15 protein-coding genes are annotated in these 21,568 nt (G+C 73.1%); 5 read left to right on the top strand and 10 right to left on the bottom strand.

The window, feature by feature from the left end:
• Positions 1-7: 7 nt before the first annotated feature.
• Together BLU82_RS09565 and BLU82_RS09560 are read left to right on the top strand one after the other, a co-directional pair.
• On the top strand, positions 8-739 hold the full coding sequence (locus tag BLU82_RS09565) for a maleylpyruvate isomerase family mycothiol-dependent enzyme (RefSeq protein WP_092625645.1): 732 nt from the start codon (positions 8-10) through the stop codon (positions 737-739).
• Positions 736-1,395 (top strand): MBL fold metallo-hydrolase, encoded by a 660-nt coding sequence (locus BLU82_RS09560; protein ID WP_197682837.1) that lies wholly within the window; start codon positions 736-738, stop codon positions 1,393-1,395. The genes BLU82_RS09565 and BLU82_RS09560 overlap by 4 nt, the downstream gene beginning before the upstream one ends.
• Before the next feature lie 19 nt (positions 1,396-1,414).
• Here the strand turns inward: BLU82_RS09560 and BLU82_RS09555 are convergent, their stop codons facing one another.
• The 4 genes from BLU82_RS09555 to BLU82_RS09540 form a co-directional block, all read right to left on the bottom strand.
• Positions 1,415-1,879 carry a hypothetical protein gene (locus BLU82_RS09555; protein WP_092619004.1) on the bottom strand — a complete coding sequence of 155 codons (465 nt, stop codon included), beginning with the start codon at positions 1,877-1,879 and terminating at the stop codon, positions 1,415-1,417.
• A gap of 116 nt (positions 1,880-1,995) precedes the next feature.
• The gene (locus BLU82_RS09550) at positions 1,996-3,096 is read right to left on the bottom strand and encodes a TerC family protein (RefSeq protein ID WP_092619001.1); all 1,101 of its coding nucleotides are present in this window, start codon (positions 3,094-3,096) and stop codon (positions 1,996-1,998) included.
• Between the two features lie 235 nt (positions 3,097-3,331).
• Positions 3,332-3,685, bottom strand: coding sequence for an MmcQ/YjbR family DNA-binding protein (locus BLU82_RS09545; protein WP_231947745.1), 354 nt, complete (start codon positions 3,683-3,685; stop codon positions 3,332-3,334).
• Positions 3,685-4,644 carry a helix-turn-helix domain-containing protein gene (locus tag BLU82_RS09540; RefSeq protein WP_092618998.1) on the bottom strand — a complete coding sequence of 320 codons (960 nt, stop codon included), beginning with the start codon at positions 4,642-4,644 and terminating at the stop codon, positions 3,685-3,687. The genes BLU82_RS09545 and BLU82_RS09540 overlap by 1 nt, the downstream gene beginning before the upstream one ends.
• A gap of 154 nt (positions 4,645-4,798) precedes the next feature.
• Here BLU82_RS09540 and BLU82_RS09535 point away from each other — a divergent pair, with 154 nt between their 5' ends.
• Positions 4,799-8,563, top strand: a complete 3,765-nt coding sequence (locus BLU82_RS09535) for a S8 family serine peptidase (protein ID WP_157740764.1) — start codon at positions 4,799-4,801, stop codon at positions 8,561-8,563.
• A 72-nt stretch (positions 8,564-8,635) separates the two neighbouring features.
• Here the strand turns inward: BLU82_RS09535 and BLU82_RS09530 are convergent, their stop codons facing one another.
• The 3 genes from BLU82_RS09530 to uvrB form a co-directional block, all read right to left on the bottom strand.
• Positions 8,636-12,388: a S8 family serine peptidase gene (locus BLU82_RS09530; protein WP_092618992.1), complete on the bottom strand. Its 3,753-nt coding sequence runs from the start codon at positions 12,386-12,388 to the stop codon at positions 8,636-8,638.
• Between the two features lie 125 nt (positions 12,389-12,513).
• Positions 12,514-13,470, bottom strand: coding sequence for a helix-turn-helix domain-containing protein (locus BLU82_RS09525; RefSeq protein WP_092618989.1), 957 nt, complete (start codon positions 13,468-13,470; stop codon positions 12,514-12,516).
• A 255-nt stretch (positions 13,471-13,725) separates the two neighbouring features.
• A complete protein-coding gene (uvrB, locus tag BLU82_RS09520; protein ID WP_092618986.1) occupies positions 13,726-15,837 on the bottom strand; it encodes an excinuclease ABC subunit UvrB in 2,112 nt (703 codons plus the stop codon).
• A gap of 59 nt (positions 15,838-15,896) precedes the next feature.
• On the opposite strand from uvrB, the gene BLU82_RS09515 reads away from it, so the two are divergent.
• A complete protein-coding gene (locus BLU82_RS09515) occupies positions 15,897-17,348 on the top strand; it encodes an ATP-binding protein (protein WP_092618983.1) in 1,452 nt (483 codons plus the stop codon).
• A gap of 616 nt (positions 17,349-17,964) precedes the next feature.
• Here BLU82_RS09515 and coaE read toward each other — a convergent pair.
• Both coaE and BLU82_RS36140 read right to left on the bottom strand, forming a co-directional pair.
• Positions 17,965-19,143 (bottom strand): dephospho-CoA kinase, encoded by a 1,179-nt coding sequence (gene coaE, locus BLU82_RS09510; protein ID WP_092618980.1) that lies wholly within the window; start codon positions 19,141-19,143, stop codon positions 17,965-17,967.
• Positions 19,144-19,324: 181 nt separating this feature from the next.
• Complete coding sequence (locus BLU82_RS36140; RefSeq protein WP_092618978.1) at positions 19,325-19,936, bottom strand: TetR/AcrR family transcriptional regulator; 612 nt, start codon at positions 19,934-19,936, stop codon at positions 19,325-19,327.
• Positions 19,937-19,989: 53 nt separating this feature from the next.
• On the opposite strand from BLU82_RS36140, the gene BLU82_RS09500 reads away from it, so the two are divergent.
• Entirely contained in the window at positions 19,990-20,655 is a 666-nt protein-coding gene (locus BLU82_RS09500) for a GPP34 family phosphoprotein (RefSeq protein ID WP_092618975.1), read from the top strand.
• Between the two features lie 69 nt (positions 20,656-20,724).
• Here the strand turns inward: BLU82_RS09500 and BLU82_RS09495 are convergent, their stop codons facing one another.
• Positions 20,725-21,498 (bottom strand): hypothetical protein, encoded by a 774-nt coding sequence (locus tag BLU82_RS09495; RefSeq protein WP_157740762.1) that lies wholly within the window; start codon positions 21,496-21,498, stop codon positions 20,725-20,727.
• Between the last annotated feature and the right edge of the window lie 70 nt (positions 21,499-21,568).

The following is a 21,568-nucleotide window of genomic DNA, read 5'->3' as shown; positions in this document are numbered from 1 at the left end:
CGAACCGATGTCCCACGATTCCGGCGGTGACTCCCCCGCCGCCGGGCCGGTGACCGCCGCGACCGAACGCCTCATCGCGACGGCCGCCACGCTCGACGACGCCGGCCTGGCCGCTCCCAGTCTATGTCCCGGCTGGACCCGCGCCCACGTCCTCACGCATGTGGCCCGCAACGCCGACGCGCTGTCCAACCTGCTCGGCTGGGCCCGCACCGGCCGCGAGAACCCGATGTATCCCAGCGTCGAGGCCCGCAACGCCGACATCGAGGCCGGCGCCACCCGGCCCGCCGCCGAGATCGTCGACGACCTGCGCGTCTCCGCCGACCGCTTCGTCCGCGCCGTCATGGAGATGCCCGACGACGGCTGGGAGCGCCAGGTGCGCCGCGGCCCGGCCGCCACGGGTGAGCCGCTGCCCGGGCGGCGGGTGCTCTGGCTGCGGCTGCGCGAGCTCGAGGTGCACCACGCCGACCTGCGCACCGGCTACGGCCCGGCCGACTGGCCGGCCGCGTTCGTCCGCCGCGCCCTCGACGAGACGGTGCGCGCGTTCGGCCGCCGCGAGGACGTCCCCGCCGTCACCCTCGAGATCGACGGCGCCGGCGTCGAGCACCTGGGCGCCGAGGCACCCGTCACCGTCGGCGGGTCGCCGTCCGAGGTGCTGAGCTGGCTGATCGGCCGCTCGTCCGGCTCCGCGCTGCGGGTGCAGCCGGCCGGTGCGCTGCCGGCGCTGCCGTCCTGGCTGTGAGCTCCTACACCGGCCGGGTCTCCCCCGGCGGCGTGCCGGCGGTGCACGAGCTGGCCCGGCTGGTCGTCACCAAGGCGGCCGTCGGCCCGCTGGCGTCGAACGTCTACGTGCTGCGCGACCGCTTCGCCGGCGACGAGCTGCTCATCGACGCGGCCGCCTCACCCGCGCGGGTCCTCGAGCTGTGCGGCGACGGGCCGCTGCGCTACGTCGTCACCACCCACCGCCACCCCGACCACTGGGGCGCGCTGGCCGAGGTGGCGGCGGCCGTGCCGGGCGCGGTGACGGTGGCGCACGCGGCGGACGCGCCGGCCATCCCGGTGCCGACGGCGCTCGTGGCCGCCGACGGCGACGTGCTGCGCTTCGGCGACGTCGCGGTGGAGCTGATCCACCTGGCCGGCCACACCCCCGGCGGCCTCGCCGTCCTGTACGACGACCCCACCGGCCCGCCCCACATCTGGACCGGCGACTCCCTCTTCCCCGGCGGCGTCGGCAAGACCCGCTCGGCGGCCGACTTCACCTCCCTGCTCGACGACGTCGAGGCGAAGCTGTTCGACCGCCTGCCCGACGAGACCTGGGTCTACCCCGGCCACGGCGACGACACGACGCTCGGGGCGGAACGGCCGCACCTGGCCGCCTGGCGTGCCCGCGGCTGGTGAGTGGCCGGACGACGACTCGTCAGCGGGGATCTCCAGGCTGACGTGGCCCGTTGAACCGAGGTGGGTCCGACGCTCGAAGCTGGTGATCCGTGGCGGCCGGCTGATCATCGCGCGCCCGCTCCGCCTTGTATCGCCGGCGTTCCGCCTCCCAGACGCGCCGTGCCCCCTCCATGTCAGGAGGCACGACGTGGCTGCCCGGAGTCTGCTCGATCGAGGGCGCGCGGCGTTTCGGCCGGTGGGGCGCCGCGCTTCGGGGCGTTCGGCCCTGGGCCATGACGCACGCCAGCCATTCGTCCAGCTTCAGCTGCTTCCGCGGATTCGCGGCACGCGACAGCCTCGCCGCGACCCGCAGGTCCTCGGCCGAGAACGCACCGAGAGCTGCGACGGTGTCGTTGGTCAGGAATGCGTCGATCCAGCGTTCCGGCAGGCGTCCGCCCATCGCGTCCTCCCAGACGCCGAGCACGATCCGCGGAGCCGGCGGCATGCTCGCATCGTGCCGCGCGGGTCGGACACATCCGGCGAAGAGCGCACGACGCCAGACGTGGAACGAGCGCCCGGCCGTGGTAGCCGGACGCCCGTTGGGGACTGCTGAACCGCTGGTCAGCGGCGGTCGTGTTCGGCCGCGCTCGCCTCGTCGGCCTCGACGGAGCCGGCGGCGGTGCTGTCGGCGTCGGCCGAGCCCTCGACCTGCGCCGAGCCGGCCGAGCCGCCCACCTCGGCCTTGCGGTCGTCGCGGCGGGACTTCATCAGGCTGAGCACCGTGGTGACCAGCAACGTCGCGACGATGACCGTCAGGGAGAGCCAGATGGGCACCTCGGGCACGTTGTGGAACGGCTCGCCGCCGTTGACGAACGGCAGGTTGTTCTCGTGCAGGGCGTGCAGGACCAGCTTCACGCCGATGAACGCGAGGATGACGGCCAGCCCCGCGGACAGGTAGACCAGCCGCTCCAGCAACCCGCCGATGAGGAAGTACAGCTGGCGCAGACCCATCAGCGCGAAGATGTTCGCGGTGAAGACGATGAACGCCTCTTGCGTCAGCCCGAAGATGGCCGGGATGGAGTCGACGGCGAACAGCAGGTCGGCGGAGGCGATGGACAGGAACACGATGAGCATCGGGGTGTAGAGCCGCTTGCCGTTCTCGCGGATGCGCAGCTTGATGCCGTGGTACTCCGTCGTCATCGGCAGCACCTTCTGGGCGCGGCGGACGAACGCGTTCTCGTACTCCTCGTCGTGCTCCTCGTGGTGGACCTGCTGGTTGGCCAGCTTGACGGCGGTGTACACGAGGAACGCGCCGAAGATGTAGAACACCCAGGCGAACTCGTTGATCAGCGCGGCGCCGAGCAGGATGAACACGCCACGCAGGACGATGGCCGTCAGGATGCCGAACATCAGCACCGACTGCTGGTACTTCCTGGGCACCTTGAACTGGGCCAGGATGATCACGAAGATGAACAGGTTGTCGACGCTCAGGCTGTATTCGGTGAGCCAGCCGGCGAAGAACTCACCGGAGGCCTGGCCATGGCCGACGAACCCCAGGACGATGCCGAACACCACCGCCAGGCCCACGTAGAACGCCACCCACAGGCTGGCCTCGCGCATGGACGGCGCGTGCGGGCGGCGGGTGACGATGAGGAGGTCGGCGATGAGCAGCAGGACGAGAACGACGAGCGTTCCGACTTCGAACCACACGGGCAGGTCCAACACGAAGACAGAGTCCTCTCCGGTGAGCTGACCGCACAGCGGGCGCTGTGCGCAACCGGAGGTCTCGTCCGCCCAGGGTCACCGGGCCGGAGGCACCGGGAGGCTCCCCGGTGTGGGGAGCATCCGTGATGACGATGCCACCGCGTTGGGAGTACTCCCCTCCACGCTGATCCCAGTATATTTCACACGCCCTGCCGGGAACGCAATTCGCCGTCCCCGGCCGCCGTTCCCGGACTCACGCCGGCCGCAGCCGCTTCGGGAGTTTCGCGACGACCATCGCGTACGAGTCGTCGACGGCCTGCCTGATCTCCTCGTCGGGAATCGTCCCGCCGACGCGCAGCGTGTTCCAGCCGGACCGGCCGATGTAGGCCATGATCGAGGCGTCGTCCGGGTACCGCGCCAGCCACTCGTCGGCCTCGTCGCGGTCGCGGCCGCACTTGACGCCGACGCTGGGGTCGTCTTCGGAGCCGAGGAACGCGAAGATCTTGTCGCCGACCTTGGCGACGACGTCGCCCTCCCACGGCTCGTCCCGCCAGGCACCAGGCTTGGCCAGGCAGTACTCCAGCAACTCGTCCCACATGAGCACCATCACAACACACCGTTGCGGGCGGCCTGCAGCCCTGCCTGGAACCGCGTACGGGCGCCCAGACGGCCGCTGATCTCCTTGATCCGCCGCTGGACGGTGCGCTGGCTGGCGCCGACGTGCCGGGCGATCGACTGCTCCGTCAGCCCCGCGGCCAGCAGGTTCAGGATGACGCGGTCGTCGTCGGCCTGGCCGTCGTGGTCGCCGGGGTGCAGCCGCAGCGGCATCGCCCGCAGCCACGTCTCCTCGAACACCTCGGCCAGCACGTCCAGCAGCCCGCCGGGGCGGACGACCAGCAGCTGGTCGGTGATCAACGCGCCGGCCGTCGCCGGGACCATGGCGTACCGGTCGTCGATCAGCAGCATCCGGGCCGGCAGCGTCGGCGTGACGCGGGCCTCCTCGCCGGCGGCGATGCCGCCGATCAGGTCGGACAGCCGGCCGGGCAGGTCGACGGCGCTCTGCTCGTACAGGACGCGGTGCCGGACGCCGGCCTTCAGCAGCTCGACCTCGATCGGGTTCGGCTCGCTGTTGACGACGCCGTACGGCGGCCGCTCCATGGCCCGGACCTGCGTGCGGGCGCTGCTGTAGACGTCGACGAGGCGGCGGGCGGTGGCCTCGGAGCCGGTGACGATCTCGACGAGGTCGCCGGGCTCGACCGCGTCGTGGCGGCGGCGGTGCCGCACGGCCAGGTCGTCGACGAGGACGCGGCTGCGCTGCAGGTCGCGCTCGCGGGCGGCCAGCGTCTCGGCGAACGCGAGCGCGGGGTCGACCAGGCGGTACGCGGGCGGCTCCCCCGGCAGCCGGTCGGCCAGGCCGCGCCGCTCGAGCGCATCGAGCAGCTTGTCGACGGCCTCGGCGGACCCCGCGGCGGGCGCCAGGTCCGCCGCCGTCGCGGGCCGGGCGTGGTCGAGCAGGGCGAGGTAGGCGGTCTGCTCCTCGTCGCTGAGGCCGAGCTGTTCCAGCATGCGCGGCTCCGGGGGTCGAGACCGCTGGCCAAAACGCGCCACTGACGGATTTTCGCCAAAGCATAACCCTTGTCACGCCGCCTGAGACTTCGGGACGATCCGGACACCGCATCCCGCAGACGGCACGGCCACCCGCACCCCGGAGGGCAGAGCTTTGCGCAGACACTGGAGAGCGGCCGCGGCCGCCGTCGTCCTCACCGGACTGGTCGTGCAGGGGATCCCTGCCGCGACCGCCGAGCCGTCCGTCCCGGCGGGGTCGTCCCCGCCCCTCGCCGGGACGGACGGCGGGGTCACCGTCACGCTGATCACCGGTGACCGCATCCACGTCACCACCGCGCCGGACGGCCGCCAGGCGGCCACCGTCGAGCCCGCGGCCAGGGCGAACGGCGCCATCCCCGGCTTCCACGAGCAGGAGCTGGACGGTCACCTGTACGTCGTGCCGGCCGACGTCGCGCCGCTGGTCCCGGAGCTGCTGGACCGCTCGCTGTTCGACGTGACGACGTTGATCGAGCAGGGCTACGACGACGCGAGCAGCGACGTGCTGCCGGTCATCGTGGAGTCCGCCGCCGCGCGCGGCCGGGCTGCGGCGCCGGCGCTGCCCGCCGTGACGGCCACGGACACGCTGGAGTCGATCGGCGCGGTCGCCGCGGACGTCGACAAGTCCGCCGCCGCGGCGCTGGCCGACGCGCTGACCGGCGCCGCTCCGCTGGACGCGCCGCCCGCCGCCCGGGCCGCCGACCCGCTGGCCGGCGTCGAGAAGATCTGGCTGGACCAGACCATGACCGCCGTCGACGAGGACAGCGCGCCGCAGATCGGGGCGCCGGACGCGTGGGCCGCCGGGTTCACCGGCGACGGCGTCACGGTCGCCGTCCTCGACACCGGCATCGACTCCACCCACCCGGACCTCACCGGCAAGGTCGTCGCCGAGGCGAACTTCAGCGTCTCGGACAGCACGACCGACCGGTTCGGCCACGGCACGCACGTCGCGTCGATCGTCGCCGGGACGGGCGCCGCGTCGGACGGGCAGCGCCGCGGCATCGCGTACGAGGCCGACCTGCTCAACGTCAAGGTGCTCGACGACGCCGGCTCCGGGCCGATGTCCGAGGTCATCGCCGGGATGGAGTGGGCGGTCGCGAACGGAGCGGACGTCGTCAACCTCAGCCTGGGCGTGCGCGGCGGCTACACCGATGGCACCGACCCGGCCAGCCAGGCGGTCGACCGGCTCAGCGCGGAGTCGGACGCGCTGTTCGTCATCGCGGCCGGCAACGACGGCCCCGGCGACGGCACCGTGACGACGCCCGGCGCGGCGACCAGCGCCCTCACCGTCGGCGCCGTCGACAAACAGGACGCGCTGGCCGGGTTCTCGTCGCGCGGGCCGCGGGCCGGCGACTTCGCGCTCAAGCCGGACGTGACGGCGCCGGGCGTCGGCATCGTCGCGGCGCGGGCCGCGGGCGCCGTCATCGGCACCCCGGTCGGCGACGACTACCTCGCTCTCGACGGCACCTCGATGGCGACGCCGCACGTCGCGGGCGCGGCGGCGCTGCTGGCGCAGCAGCGGCCGGACTGGGCCGGGCCGGATCTCAAGGCGGCGCTCGCGTCCACCACCGCGCCGAACGCGGCGCTCACCGTCTACGAGCAGGGCACCGGCCGCGTCGACCTCGCCCGCGCCACGTCGCAGCAGGTGTTCGCGACTACCGGGCCGCTCGACGCCGGCTACTTCCCGTACCCGCAGGACGACGCCGCACGGGTGATGCGTACCGTCACGTATCGGAACGCCGGCGCCTCCCCCGTCACGCTGGCGCTCGATCTGTCGCTGGCAGACGAGGACGGGACGGCGCCCGCGCCGGGCATGGTGACGCTGGGCGCGTCGTCGGTGACGGTGCCGGCCGGCGGGACCGCGGACGTCGCCGTCACCGTCGACCCCGCCGCCGGCGACTACGGCCTGTACGGCGGCTGGCTGGTCGCGACCGGGCCGGACGGCGTCAGCGTGCGGACCGCGGCGGGCTTCTACAAGGAGTCCGAGCGCTACGACCTCACGGTGCACGGCATCGCCCGCGACGGCCGCCCGGCCGCCGGCATCAGCCTGGTCGACGTCGTGAACGTCGACGACACGTCGGTGTTCGCCGCGACCAGCGTCGGGTTCGCCGACGGCGTGGCGACGCTGCGGGTGCCGCCGGGCCGGTACGCCGCGATGGGCTACGTGTTCACCTACGACGAGCCGCACGTCTTCACGACGGAGACGGCGGCGGTGTTCGCGCCCGAGTTCACCGTCGAGGGCGACACGTCCGTGACGCTGGACGCACGCGGGACCGTCCCCATCGAGGTCGACACCGCCGATCCCGTCGAGGCGACGAACACCATGCTGGCGTGGTGGCGGTCGGACCCCGACGGCAAGTCGTACGCCCATTCGTTCTCCGTCGGCGCGCAGCCCGCGTTCGCGTCGCCGACCGACCCCGTCACCGTCGGCGATTTCGAGTACTACACGCAGTACTCGCTGGTCGCGCCGTTGATCCAGGTGCGGACGCTGACGCCGGTCGAGCGGCCGGTCGAGGCGACGTACGTGTTCAACTCGGCGCTGCTGGACGGGTCGTTCGAGCTGCCGATGGTGTACGCGGGGCTCGGGCGGGCGTCGGACTTCGACGGCGTGGACGTGGAGGGAAAGATCGCGCTGATCCAGCGCGGCGAGATCACGTTCCTGGAGAAGATGCACAACGCGGCGGCGGCCGGGGCGAAGCTGGTGATGATCTTCAACAACGTGTCCGGCTCGCTGACCATCGGCGGCGACCCGAACACCGTCCCGACCATGGCGATGACCCGCGAGGAGGGGCAGGCGCTGCTCGCGCTGCTGGACCAGGGCCCGGTGACGGCCGCCGTCGACGCGATCAAGGTGAGCCCGTACCTCTACGACCTCGTGCTCGTCGAGGAAGACGTGGTGCCGCCGGCGCTGTCGTACACCGTCGACGCCTCGAACACGGCGCGCGTCGACGTCGACTACCACAGCCACGTCCCCGGTCAGGGCATCGGCGAGCTGCGGCACAAGTGGCGGCCGTGGGACTCGTTCTCGTTCGGCTTCCTGCGCCGGACGGTCGCGCCGCAGCAGCGGATCGAGTACGTGTCCGGCGGCGACACGTCCTGGGCGCAGTACGGCTACGGCGCATCGACCGACGCCGATCCGTTCGGTTTCCCGATGCTGTCGGCGCCCCGGACGTACACCGCGGGGACGACGCTGTCGGACGCGTGGTTCCGGCAGGTGCTGGCGCCGGGGGTGCTGCCGGTCGACTTCGGGGCGGTGGACTCGGCGGCGTACCGGTCGGGTGACGACGTGACGCTGCGGCTGCAGGAGTGGACGGACGGCTCCGGGCACTGGGGCACGGCGGTGCCGGGCGTCGACACCCCGTCGTTCCGGCTGTTCGCGGACGGTGCGTTGGTGGCGTCAGGCGGCCGCGCGGACGGGACGTTCACGGTGCCGTCGGCGCCGTCGTCGCTGCGGGTCGAACTGGACGTGGCACGGTCGGCGCCGTGGTGGCTCGCGTCGACCTCGACGTCGACGGCGTGGACGGTGGGATCGGCGCCGGTCGATTCGCCGACGGCGCTGCCGCTGCTGACCCTCTCGTACGACGTCGACGTGTCGCTCCTGAACGTCGCGGCCAAGCCCGGCGCCCACTTCGTCGACGTCGCGGTGGGTCACCAGCCCGGCTCGGCGACCGCGCCCGTCTCCGGCGCCACCGTCTCCCTCTCCTTCGACGACGGCGCCTCCTGGCAGCCGGCCCGCGTGCTGCCCCGCGGCGACGCGACGTTCCGGGCCGTGGTCAACCGCATCCCCGCCGCCGCGTCGCACCTGTCGCTGCGGGTGGAGGCCTGGGACCGGGACGGCAACCGGATCGAGCAGGACGTGCTGCGGGCGTACGCGCTCGACTGAGCCGCACACGAGGATCATCGGCGATCGACCACACCAGGACGTGGTCGATCGCCGATGATCACGGGCGGGTGGTCAGGACAGCGCGTAGGCCCGCTCGATCGTCTGCTCGGTGCGGTTGCCGCGGTCGTCCCAGGCCTCGACCCGCAGGCTGACGAAGCCGCTGGTCTCGGCCAGCTTCGGGTGGTGCGTGCGGACCTGGAACTCGCCACCGCGTGGTCTGGGCAGCACGCGGGCGGACTCCCAGGTGGCGCCGTCGTCGAAGGACACCTCCACCGTCATGCCGGCCACCTCGGACGGGCCGGTGTACCCGACCGGCCGGCCCGTGCGCACCGTGAAGCCGAAGCCGCGACCGGCCGGCGCCCGGTTGAGCAGATCCAGCGGCACGTCGTAGCCGAGCATGATCGCCGGGACCGCCGCGCAGACGTTCGCGCTGGGCAGCAGATCGCCGCAGCCGTCGACCTCCAGCTCCTCCGGCGCCGACGACACGAACGTCCACGCCGTGTGCGACCGCTCCGCCAGCTGGTGCTCCGGGCTCGGCATGGTCTGCCCGACCTGCTCGATCCGGTACGTGGCCGGCGCTTCGACGAGGTAGGAGGCCACGTCCTCGATGAGCTCGCCGTCGCGGTAGAGCGTCGTCGTGGTCCAGGTACGGCCGGAGCCGTGGTGCTCGGGGTCGGAGTCCGAGCGCGGCCACGGCGCGAACGCGAGGATGTTCTCCGTCCGGCACATCACGCACGGCAGCTCGGTGTATCCGGTGGGGTGGCTCGGAGCCTTGTGCCAGGTCACCGGGTAGCGGCCGCCGGGCTCGTAGGCCTGGACGGTGCCGCGCAGGTTCGCCGAGTTGAATCCCCACACCGAGTGCACCTGCTGCAGTTGGCGCAGGCCCGGGCCGGCGCTCACGTAGTCGGTGCGCCGGGCCGGCTGCACGAGCTGGTCGAAGTAGCGGAACGTGCCGCCCTCCCACTCGGCGAACACCTCCATGACCTCGCTGCCGCGCAGCCGCTCCGTGTCGGCGTGGTAGGCGTTCTCGACGGCGGCGAGGTCGGCCTGGCGCGTGCTGTGCGTGAGCTCGGCGGGGATGCGGCCGGCCTCCTCGGCCCAGAGCTGGTAGGTGTACCGCGCCTCCTCCACGCCGGTCAGAGTCAGCTCGACCGGGCCGCCGGCCAGCTGGTCGCGCAGCCGCGCGCCCTCGGCGGCAGTAGTGGCGAGCACCGGCAGGGTGTTCGCGCTGCCGACGTCGACCGACACCGGTCCGGCGACGTCGCGGGCGACCAGCAGGCCCACCGCGCCGTGTGCCTCGGCCAGGCGGGCCTGGTCGTCCGCCCACGACGGGTCACCTTCGACCAGTACGAGCGCGCCTTCGACGCCGGCGGCGGCGTAGTCCTCGGCGGTGCCGGCGCCGACGTCCACGAGCGGCGCCGTCCGCCGTCCGTCGAACCGCCCGGTGTAGCGCGGCGTCACCACGTCCACGGGCTCCGTGCCGATCGTCGCCCGGATCAGCGGCTCGCGCAGCGTGGTGACCGTCGTCATCGACAACTCGCCGGCGGCGGGCTCGGGCGCGGGGATCGCGCCGTACACGGTCGTCGACGTCGACCGGTCTGCCAGCGCGCCCATCACGGTCAGCATCCCGTTGGCCGCGGTGCGGTACAGGTTGGTGGTGATCTGGGTCGGTTCCGTGGGCCGCGGCTCGTCGGAGACCTCGAACTCGATGTCGACGGCGTCGCGGGCGTCCACCGTCACGGTGGTGTCGCCGTCGACCTCCACCTCGGTCAGGGCGAACAGGTCGCTGCTGTGGTCGGTGAACCCGCCGCCGGGGTCGGCCGTCGCGATGGTGCCGTAGACGCTGTAGTCGCCGGCCGGGAGGGTGAAGGTCATCGCGTCGGCGTCGTACGACGTCTCGGACGTGTAGTAGAGGCGCGGGTCGTCCTGGTTGACGACGGTGACGTTCGCCCGTGCCGGGGTGGTGCCGAGCCGGCCGGTCAGCTCGACGGTGAGGTCGTACGCCGGCCCGTCGGTGACGTACGCGAGCGCCGTCGCCGCCGCGACCCCGCCGGAGCCGGTGGCGCGCAGGTGACCGGTGTACGAGCCGGCCGTGCTGGCCGCCGGGTCGAGGGTGACGACGGCGGTGGCGGTCCCGCCAGCGGGGACGGTCAGCACGACCGGCGAGACCGTCAGCGTGCCGGGCGCCGGTGCGTTCCCGGAGACGTCGGCGACGTCGAGCGCCAGGTCGAGTCGCAGGTCCGTGCCGCCGCTGTTGGTGTAGGTGACGGGGACGGTGCGGGGCGCGGCGCCGTCGCGCGGGTACGGATGCACGCCGAGCTCGGCCTTCCCGGTCGCGACGAGGTCGCTCTCGGTGACGGCGGCGGCGTCGACCCGGCCGCCGCCCTGCTCGTAGAGACCGTGGCCGAGGTCGAGTGACGTGCTCATCAGCGCGTCCTTCAGCTCTGCGGCGGCCCAGTCCGGGTGCCGCTGCTTCACCAGCGCCGCGACGCCGGCGACGTGCGGGCTGGCCATCGAGGTTCCGCCGTTGGCCAGGTAGTACTCCCCCACGGGCAGGCCGCCCGTCGTGCCGCCGGAGCGGGCCGCGACGATGGCCGCTCCCGGCGCCGTGATCTCCGGCTTGATCGCGTGGTCGCCGACCCGCGGGCCGCGGCTGGAGAAGTCCGCCATGGCGTCCGCACCGTCGACGGCGCCGACCGCCAGCGCCGCGTCGGCCGCGGCCGGGGTCGTCACCGACCGGGTGCTCGGCCCGTAATTGCCGGCGGCGACGACGAACAGGGCGCCGGACTCGGCGCTGAGCCGGTTCAGCGCCTGGCTCTGCGGGTCCTGCCCGTTGGTGGGGAACGATCCCAGGCTGAGGTTCACGACGTCGGCGCCCTGCTCGACGGCCCACTCCATGCCGTCGATGACCTCGGAGCCGAAGCTGGAGCCCTCGTCGCTGAGCACCTTGCCGATGAGCAGGTCCGCGCCGGGCGCGACGCCGGAGTACCGGCCGTCCGACGCGGCCCCGGTCCCGGCCACTGTCGACGCCACATGGGTGCCGTGGCCGTGGCCGTCGTGCACGGTCTCGCCCTCGATGAAGCTGTGCGACCCGACGACCTGTCCGGCGAGGTCCGGGTGGCCGGTGTCGTACCCGGTGTCGAGCACGGCGACCCGCACGCCGTCGCCGGTGAAGCCGTTCTCCCACGCCTGCGGCACACCGATCTGCGGGCGGCTGTCGTCGAGGCTCGCCTCGACCCTGGCGTCGAGCCAGACCTTCTCGATGCCGGCGGTCGCGGCCCGCGCCGCGGCGCCCGGCGCGAGCTGGTTCCAGAAGTCGGCCGTCGACTCCTTGTCGACCTCCAGACCGACACCGTCGATGCTGGTCAGCGGCGTGACGCTGGCGACGGCCGGGAGGGCGTCGGCCCGCTGGGCCAGACGCGCGCCGTCGGCGAAGGTGACGATCAACGGGATCGTGTCGAGGTCGGCGTAGCCGTTCTCGGCCAGGTACCGCACGTCGAACAACCGCTCGTCCAGCAGGCCGGCGGTGATCAGCGGCTGCGCCTGGTCCGGCAAGACGAGCACGGCGCCGTCCGGGTCGACGGTCATCAGCAGCTCGCGGGTGCCGCCGTCCAGGGCCGGCTCGACGCTGATGTCCGGCCGGGCGCCGCCGGTGTCGGCATAGACGACGCGGTCACCGGTGATCAGTGTGACGACGACGGGGTCGGCGGCCGGTCGGGCGCCGGGTTCGCTCGTCACGGCCGGTGCGGCGGCCGGCGCGACTGCGGCCGCGGCGGCGCCGGCGGTCAGGGCGACGGCGGCCGCGGTGGCGATGACACCTCTCACAACGTCCTCCTGGGGGCGGGAGCCAGGGCGTCACCGTACGAATCGGGTGAATCCGAACTCAACGGCTGGCGACGGCGACTGTGTGCCAATGTCACAGAGACGACACGCGGTCGCCTGCGGGTGGGTCAGACCCAGCCGCGGCGCGAGGCCTCCCAGGCCAACTGCATGCGGGTGCGCACCTGGGCCCGGTTCATGAGCGCCTGGACCTTGCGCTGGACGGTGCGGGTGCTGGTGCCGCGGTGGGCGGCGATGGCCTCGTCGGTCAGCCCGGACAGCAGCAGCGACAGCAGCCGGCGGTCGTCGGGGTCGAGAAACGGCTCGCGTGGCGGCGGGGAGTTCTCGCTGTCGACGTGCAGCGGGACGGCGGTCGCCCAGACGAAGTCGAACAGCTCGAGCAGCGCGTCGAGCACGGCGCCGCGGCGGATCAGCACGCCGACCGGCGTGGTGTCGTCGCGCGCCATCGGCAGCATGGCCACCGACCGGTCGATGACCAGCATCTTCACCGGCAGCCTGGTGTGCACGCGAACCTGGTCGCCGTCGCGCAGCCCTGCGCGGACCGCCTGCAACGCACCCTGGGTCTCCAGCGCCTCGGTCTCGAACACCGTCCGGCCGCGCACCGACGGGCCGGGCTGCACGCCCTCTTCGCTGCGGACGGCGATGATCGGCGGCTTGACGAGGTTGAGCACCTGGAACCGGGCGGCGGCGAACAGGTTCATCGCGGTCTGGCGCAGCGCCCCCGCACCCCGGACGATCTCGAAGACCCCCGATGCCTCCCTGGTCAGCGCGTTGCTGCGGTGCTGGGCGGCCAGCCGGTCCAGCGTCTGCTGCGCCGAGCGGAGCTCGCTCAGCCGCTCGGCGATCATCGCCTCGACGACGCCTGGCGACGCGGCGACGAACCGCACCGGCACATCGGCGGTCCGGCCGGCCAGTCCGCGCACCTCCAGCCCTTCGAGCGCGGTGTCGACCGCCCCGGTGTCGAGCCCGGTGGCCCCCGCGAGCTCGGCTGCCGTCGCGGAGACCATCGACACGAGCTGCCCGTAGACCCGGTCCTCGTCGTCGGACGCGCCCAGAACGGTGAGCATCAGCGCCTGGCGCCACTCATGGTTGCCGGCCTCCCCACGGATGGTGCGGTCTCGCCGGACACCCTATCGACCGGCGGCCGGCGCACCGATCGGGTGGCGTCGCCGTTGCCAGCACGACGGCAACGCCGCCCACGAGCCGCGGCGATGCCCCACCGTGTCCAGCCGCTCACGTTCCCGCAGTGTGGCGGCGCGTCACCACTGGACCCCGTCCCGTCTCCCGGCCGCCACGTGAGCCGCACCCGGTCCTGGCCGGGGTCAGCCGACGCCGGCCTCGTGCATGCCGCGCAGCTCCTTCTTCAGCTCCGAGATCTCGTCGCGCAGCCGGGCCGCCAACTCGAACTGCAGCTCGGCCGCCGCGGCGTGCATCTGGTCGCTGAGCTGCTGGATGAGGCCGGCGAGGTCGGCGGCGGGCATGCCCGCGAGGTCGGCGGCGTGGTTGCCGGCGCTGCCGACGCTCGCGCGCACACCCGGCACTGGCGACTTGCCGCGGCTGGCGGCCCGCCCGGACCCGCCGATGAGCGCCTCGGTGTCGGCGTCCTCGCGGGCCAGCATCTGGGTGATGTCGCTGATGCGCTTGCGCAGCGGGGTGGGGTCGATGCCGTTCTCGCGGTTGTACGCGACCTGCTTCTCGCGCCGCCGGTTGGTCTCTTCGATGGCGTTCTGCATGGACGGCGTGATGGTGTCGGCGTACATGTGCACCTGGCCGGACACGTTGCGGGCGGCGCGGCCGATGGTCTGGATCAGCGACGTGCCGGAGCGGAGGAAGCCCTCCTTGTCGGCGTCGAGGATGCTGACCAGTGACACCTCCGGCAGGTCGAGGCCCTCGCGGAGCAGGTTGATGCCGACCAGCACGTCGAACTCGCCCATGCGCAGCTCGCGCAGCAGCTCGACCCGGCGCAACGTGTCGACCTCGCTGTGCAGGTAGCGGACCTGGATGCCGCGTTCGAGCAGATAGTCGGTGAGGTCCTCGGCCATCTTCTTGGTCAGCGTGGTGACGAGGACCCGCTCGTCGCGCTCGACCCGCAGCCGGATCTCGTGGATGAGGTCGTCGATCTGGCCCTTCGTGGCCTTGACCACGACCTCGGGGTCGACCAGGCCGGTCGGCCGGATGATCTGCTCGACGACGGAGTCGACCTTCTCCATCTCGTACGGGCCGGGCGTGGCCGACAGGTACACCGTCTGGCCGATGCGCTCGAGGAACTCCTCGAACCGCAGCGGCCGGTTGTCCATGGCGCTGGGCAGCCGGAACCCGTGGTCGACGAGGGTGCGCTTGCGGCTCATGTCGCCCTCGTACATGCCGCCGATCTGCGGGACGGTGACGTGCGACTCGTCGATGACCAGCAGGAAGTCGTCGGGGAAGTAGTCGAGCAGACAGTTCGGGGCCGACCCGGGCTGGCGGCCATCCATGTGCAACGAGTAGTTCTCGATGCCGGACGTGAACCCGACCTCGCGCATCATCTCGATGTCGTACGTGGTGCGCATGCGCAGCCGCTGCGCCTCGAGCAGCTTGCCCTGCCGCTCGAACTCGGCCAGCCGCTGCTCCAGCTCGGCCTCGATGCCGACGATGGCCCGCTCCATGCGCTCGCGGCCGGACACGTAGTGGGTGGCCGGCGCGACGTAGGTCTCGCGCTCCTCGCGCATGACCTCGCCCGTCAGCGGGTGCATGGTCATGATGCGCTCGATCTCGTCGCCGAAGAACTCGACCCGCAGCGCCAGCTCGTCGTACATCGGGATGATCTCGAGGGTGTCGCCGCGCACCCGGAACGTGCCGCGAGTGAGGTTCTGGTCGTTGCGGGTGTACTGGACGTCGACCAACTCGCGCAGCAGCCCCTCGCGGTTCTTCTCGTCGCCGACCTTGAGGTGCACCATGCGGTGGAGGTACTCGTCGGCCGAGCCCAGGCCGTAGATGCACGACACCGTGGCCACCACGATGACGTCGCGCCTGGTCAGCAGCGACCACGTGGCCGAGTGCCGAAGCCGCTCGACCTCCTCGTTGATGGAGGAGTCCTTCTCGATGTAGGTGTCGCTCTGCGGGACGTACGCCTCGGGCTGGTAGTAGTCGTAGTAGGAGACGAAGTACTCGACCGCGTTGTTCGGGAACATCTCGCGCAGCTCGTTGGCGAACTGGGCCGCCAGCGTCTTGTTCGGCACCATGACCAGCGTGGGCCGCTGCAGCCGCTCGACCAGCCAGGCCGTGGTGGCGCTCTTGCCCGTGCCGGTGGCGCCGAGCAGGACGGTGTCCTTGTCGCCCGCACGGATCCGCCGTTCGAGCTCGTCGATGGCCGCCGGCTGGTCACCGGACGGCTCCCACTCACTGACGACCTCGAAAGGTGCCACCACCCGGGAGATTTCGCTAGCCGCGCGCATGAGAACAACGGTATGCGCTGCCACCGACAAGGTCCGGGGGTACGGCTACGCTCACAGCGATGGACGACGAAACCCGCAGGTTCGTGACCACGTTCCGCACGTTTCTCACCGAGGTCGTGCACCAGGTGCGCGACGAGTCCGACGAGGTCCGGCCGCTGCTGCCGGTCCTCCAGGACCACCTGGGCGTCGCGCCGCGCTCCGTGCCCGTCGTCACCGAGCAGCTCTCGTCGCTGCGGTACGCCGACGCCGACGTCGCACTCGAGGCCCTTGCCGGCCGCCACGGCGGGCGCCGGCTCGTCGGCGTCGGCGGCGGCATGGCCCGGCGGCACTCCTCGCTGGCCGAGATCATCGAGAACGCCGGCATCCACGGCGTCTTCCCCGTCGGCCCGGTCGACTACGCGCGCGTCCCCACCGGGCCCGACACCAGCCGTCAGGTCGTCGCGTTCGGCCTGCACCTGTTCACCTACGACGGCGTCCCCCTCGCCGTCCTGCAGCGCGACGCCCAGCCGCAGTTCGGCCGCGAGCAGCCCGAGCTGGAGGTGCTGGCCGCGTCCGACGCCGTCGTCCCCGCCTTCCTCGACGAACTCCACCTGCTCATGGCCGAGCTCAGCGTGCTGCGCGGGCAGGTCGTCACGTTCGCGCCGGCCGAGTTCGGCGCCAGCAACGGCGACGTCACCTTTCTGCGCCGCCCCACGCTCACCGCCGCCGACGTCGTCCTGCCCGACGGCGTGCTCGCCCGCATCGAGCGGCACCTCACCGGCGTCGCCCGTCACCGCGACGCGCTGCGGGCCGCCGGCCAGCACCTCAAGCGCGGGATTCTGCTGTTCGGGCCGCCCGGCACCGGCAAGACGCACACCGTCGGCTACCTCATGGCCGTCAGCCCCGGCACGACGGTGATCGTGCTGTCCGGGCGGTCGCTGCGGCTGGTCCAGGTGGCCGCCGAGACCGCCCGCGCGCTCGAGCCGGCCATCGTCGTGCTGGAGGACTGCGATCTCATCGCCGAGGACCGCACCCTCTCCGGCGGGCCGCAGCCGCTGCTGTTCGAGGCTCTCGACGCGCTCGACGGCCTCGCCTCCGACGCCGACGTCGCGTTCGTCCTCACCACCAACCGCGCCGACCTGCTGGAGCCCGCCCTCGCCCAGCGGCCCGGCCGGGTCGACCTCGCCGCCGAGATCCCGCTGCCCGACGCCGCGGCCCGGCGCCGTCTGAACCGGCTCTACGCCCGCGACCTCCCCTTCACGCCGTCGGCGCTCGACGCGGCCGCCGAACGGTCCGACGGCACGACGGCGTCGTTCGCGAAGGAGCTCATGCGCCGCGCCGTCCTCACCGCCGCCTCCGCCGGCCACCCACCCGGCGACGACGACCTCTCCGTCGCGCTGGACGAGATGCTGAGCGACTCGGAGGCCCTCACCCGCAGCCTCTTCGGCGGCGCGACGGACGGCGCGGGCTCGATGATGGACGGCCCTTCGGGCGTATGGCCGCAGCCCGGGGTCGCCCCGCCGGGCGCGTAGCCGCGGCGAGCGGGCGGGCGCAGGGCGGGGCGGGCGGCCGGGCCGCCCGCGTTCGCCGCGCCAGGCCGCCCGCGTTCGCCGCGCGACGTTGTCGGTGCCCGCCCGTAGGGTGGGCCACCCACCCGAACGGGGAGGGTCATACCCACCACGGCTCGGGCTCGGCGCGGCGCAGGCACGTGCGAGCGGGCCTCACAGCCGCCAGCGAACGACGAGCCGCGGCGGCACCGGCGACCGCACCAAGCGAACCAGAGGGGCGAGCGGACGCTGCGCACGGCGGCCGGTGGCCGTGCCTGAAGCGAACCGGCAAGCGGCCAGCGGACCGGGCGAGCAGCGGAGCCGGTATCCGGAACCCACCCAGCAAGGGCGAGCGGCCAGCGGACCCCGACAAGAGCGGGCATGGAAGCCGGGCCCAATTTCCGGCCGGCCCCCTGACGCTGCTTGAACGGGGGCGCGGGCGGCCGGGTCAAGCGGTCACGCGTCGCGCGAAGCGCCAAACGGTCCGCTTGAGGCGGCCACCCGCGCCCCCGACAATCGAGAGCAGCAGGGGCAGGCCCACGCGGCAGATCAAGCCAACGAGAGCCCAGCGAACCGACGGACCGGCGAGCTAGGGGCGGCGTCACACGTCCCAGCCGATCTCCTTCGCCCAGGCGTCGGCACGGGCGAGGGCGGCGTTGATCCACGGCGTCTTGCGTTCCGCGTACTCGTCGATGGAGCCGTGCGGCTGGGCGGCGAGGTCGCGCTTGAGCGCCGCGTACTCGGCTACCGCGACTGGATGCGCCCGCAGCCAGTCACGCAGCAGCAGGCCGTCGCGCCACGCGGGCGACGCCACGGGGCGGATGTGGCAGTTGACGGCGCGGCCGGGATCGGCGTTGGCGGCAAGCACCTTGTCGCGCTCGACGCCGTCGCGGTCGACGTCCCACCAGCGGTCCGGCAGCCGGACGAGACCGACCTCGGCCAGCTCACCGGCGACCTCCTCCGCCGCCGCCAGATCCGCGACCACCAGCTGCACGTCGATCACATCCTTCGCCGGCAGCCCGGGCACCGACGTCGAGCCATGATGGTCCGACCGGATCAGCCGATCCCCCACGACCCGCCGGATGCGCCCCAACAGCCGCTCCCCCTGCACCGCCCACGTCGGGTCCGGCTCGACGACGACGGCGTGCGCCGGACGGGGCGCGCGGGTGCCGGTCCGCAGGTGCTCCTCGAACGGCGCCAGGCGCTGCGTCCACAGGGCGTCGACGGCGGCCTCGATATCCACAAGCGCGCCGGAGTTGTCCATCCAGACGTCCGCCGCGGCGCGCCGCTGCTCGTCGGTGGCCTGCGACCGGATCCGCGCCAGCGCGTCGGCCGGGGTCATGCCTCGGTCGTCGACCAGCCGCCGCAGCCGCTCTTCCTCCATCGCGTGCACAACGATGACCAGCGGAAACCCGGTGACCATGCCGTTCTCGACCAGCAGCGGGATGTCCTCGACGACGACGGCGTCCGGCCCCGCCCCGGCGACCAGTTCCGAGCGGCGGCGGCCGACCAGCGGGTGGACGATCGCGTTCAGCGCGGCCCGGCGATCCTCGTCGGCGAAGACGATCTTCCCGAGCGCCGGCCGGTCCAGCGCGCCGTCGGGCGTCAGGACACCGGGCCCGAACTCCTCGACGACGGCGGCCAGCCCCGGCGTGCCCGGCTCGACCACCTCGCGCGCGATGACGTCCGCGTCGACGACCGTCGCTCCCCGCTCGGCCAGGCGGCGCGCCACCACCGACTTCCCGGCCCCGATCCCGCCCGTCAGCCCGACTCTCAGCACCCCACGACCCTAACGGGCCGGACACGCCGCCCGGGGACGAGGTGAGGAGAAGGGACGGACGGCACGGCGCGGCAACGACGAGGCGGCGGCCTGCAGAAGAGCGCGGCCGGCCCGAAACGTGCGGCCGTCCGACGAGCACGGCACGCAGACGATGCGGGAGCTGCGGCGAGACGCCGGACGGTCAGCGGAGGACGGCGGCGACCGCGTCGGCGAGCACGGAGCGTTCCTGCGCTTCGTCCAGCCGCTCGATCGGCACCAGCCGCCCCAGCGCGAGACCGTCCACCACGGTGAGCAGCAGCCGCGCATGCCGGTCCACCGACGCCACGCCACCCGCCAGCGCACCCTCGGCCTCGAGCGCCGCCAGCCAGGCCGTCACCCGCGACCGCGCCCGCCGCGACACCGCCGACCACGCCAGCCTCGCCTCCGGCGCGCCGTCCGGCCCGAACGTCGCCGTGATGACGTCCAGCCAGCGCTCGACCGCCTGATCGGGCGGCGGCGCCGGGGGCAGCAACTGCACGAGGCACTCGGCCAGCCGTTCGCCGGGCGGGACGGAGGCGTCGTGGATGCGCAGGTCGAGCAGCGTGGCGTCGAACGCGGCCCCGAAGACGGCCTCGTAGAGGTCGCGCTGCGACGGGAAGTAGTAGCGCAGCGTGCTGGCGCCGATGCCGGCCCGCGCGGCCACCGCCCGCACACTGAAACCGGCCGTCCCCTTCTCGGCGATGACCTCGCGTGCGGCGCGGACGATCTGTTCACGTCGCTCGTTCAGGCGTCCCACCTCCCGCCTCTGGTACACCGTGCTACGGTGCGAATCACCGGGTTGGCACAGTGTACTAACGGGGTGTGGAGATGGATCTGCTCATCGTCGAGGACGTCATGCTGCTCCTGCTCGACGACGAGAGCGGCAGCCCGGCGGGTGCGGGCACCCTGCACTACTCGCTCGGCGGCGCGCTGCTCGTCGACCTGGTGCTGGCGGATCGCATCGAGGTCGGACGCAAGGGCGTGACGGTCGTCGACGGGCCGCCGATGGGCGATCCGCTGCTCGACGACGCGCTGGCGAAGGTCGCCGAGAAGCGCCGCGGCGTGCACGCGCTGCTGTTCGTGCTCGGCCAAGGCCTCACGGAGCGGGTCGTCGAGCGGCTGGCCGAGCGCGGCCTGGTCCGCCGCGAGACGCGCAAGGTGCTGAGGCTGTTCCGGACCACGACGTGGCCGGCCGAGGACGCCCGCCACGAGACCGAGCTGCGCGGCCAGCTGAGACGCGTCCTCGTCGACGGCGAGCAGCCCGACGCCCGCGCGGCGGCGATCATCTCGCTGCTGAACGCGATCAACGTCCTGTACATCGTGCTCGACGACCTGCCCTGGCGCACCGTCGCGAAGCGGGCGAGCGAGATCCAGAAGGGCGAGTGGGTCAGCGACCCGGCGACGCAGGCCGTCATGACGACCAACGCCGCCGTCATCGCGTCGGCGGCCAGCGTCGCCGCTGCCGCCGCGGCGACCGCGGCGACGAACTCCTAGCGCGACGGCGGCTGAGCGGCGCCCGGCCCCGGAGCCAGCGCCCAGCACCGACGCCGCGCCTGGCGTCGACTACGCCGGGGGCTCGCCCGGCGTGGACGGCGCCGGCGTCTCGCCCGGTGTGGACGGCGCCGTCGCGGACCCCGTCGGCACCGGAGTCGGTGTCCCCGTCGCCGAGGCGCCGAGCAGGTGCGCGGCCAGGTTCACCAGCACGACCGGCTCCGCGGCCGCCGGAACCATTCCGTGCCGCAACGTCATGACGTACGTCCGGATGTCGTCGGCCATCACGAACGACACGTCCTCGGCGTCGGACAGCAGGAAGCCGTCGCGGCCGGCCACCGTCTGTGCGGTGACGACGGTGCCCGCGGCCTGCGCGCTGTCGACCGTGGACTCGATGCGACCCGCCGCGATGTCGGCCTCGGTGTAGCCGCTCACGGCGATCTCGAGCGGCACCGGCGGCGGCGTGGGCGGCGGCGTCGTGCCCTCCGGCACCTCGGGGACGCCGTAACTGCAGGTCAGGCGGCCGGTGCGGCCGGAGTCGGGCAGGTACTCGTCGTTGTAGACGCGGACCGTCTCGCCCTGCACCGGGACCTGCAGGATCTGCGCGATCTCGCCGGCGCTGGCGAGGTCGCCGCACAGCTCGGGCACGCCGGTCGTCGAACCGGGCGACGCGGACGGGTCGCTCGCCGCGTCGGTGGCGTCGACGTCGGTCGGCTCCCCCGACGTCGGCACGATCGGCACCTCGGGCTCGTTGCCGTTCGAGCAGCCGGCCAGGATCAGGAGCAGCGGCAGGAACAGCGTCGCGGCCGCGGCCGGCCGGGCCCGCCGGCGGTCTCTGCTCGTCACGAGCACACCGTAACCTCCCGCGCCGTCACGGGCACCGCGGCGCGACGGCACACATGCGACGAGCCCCGCA

This window comes from Jiangella sp. DSM 45060 (genome assembly GCF_900105175.1).
Taxonomy (GTDB): Bacteria; Actinomycetota; Actinomycetes; order Jiangellales; family Jiangellaceae; genus Jiangella.
The sequence above is the reverse complement of the archived record's forward strand: the minus strand, read 5'-3'. Positions and strand labels throughout refer to the sequence as shown.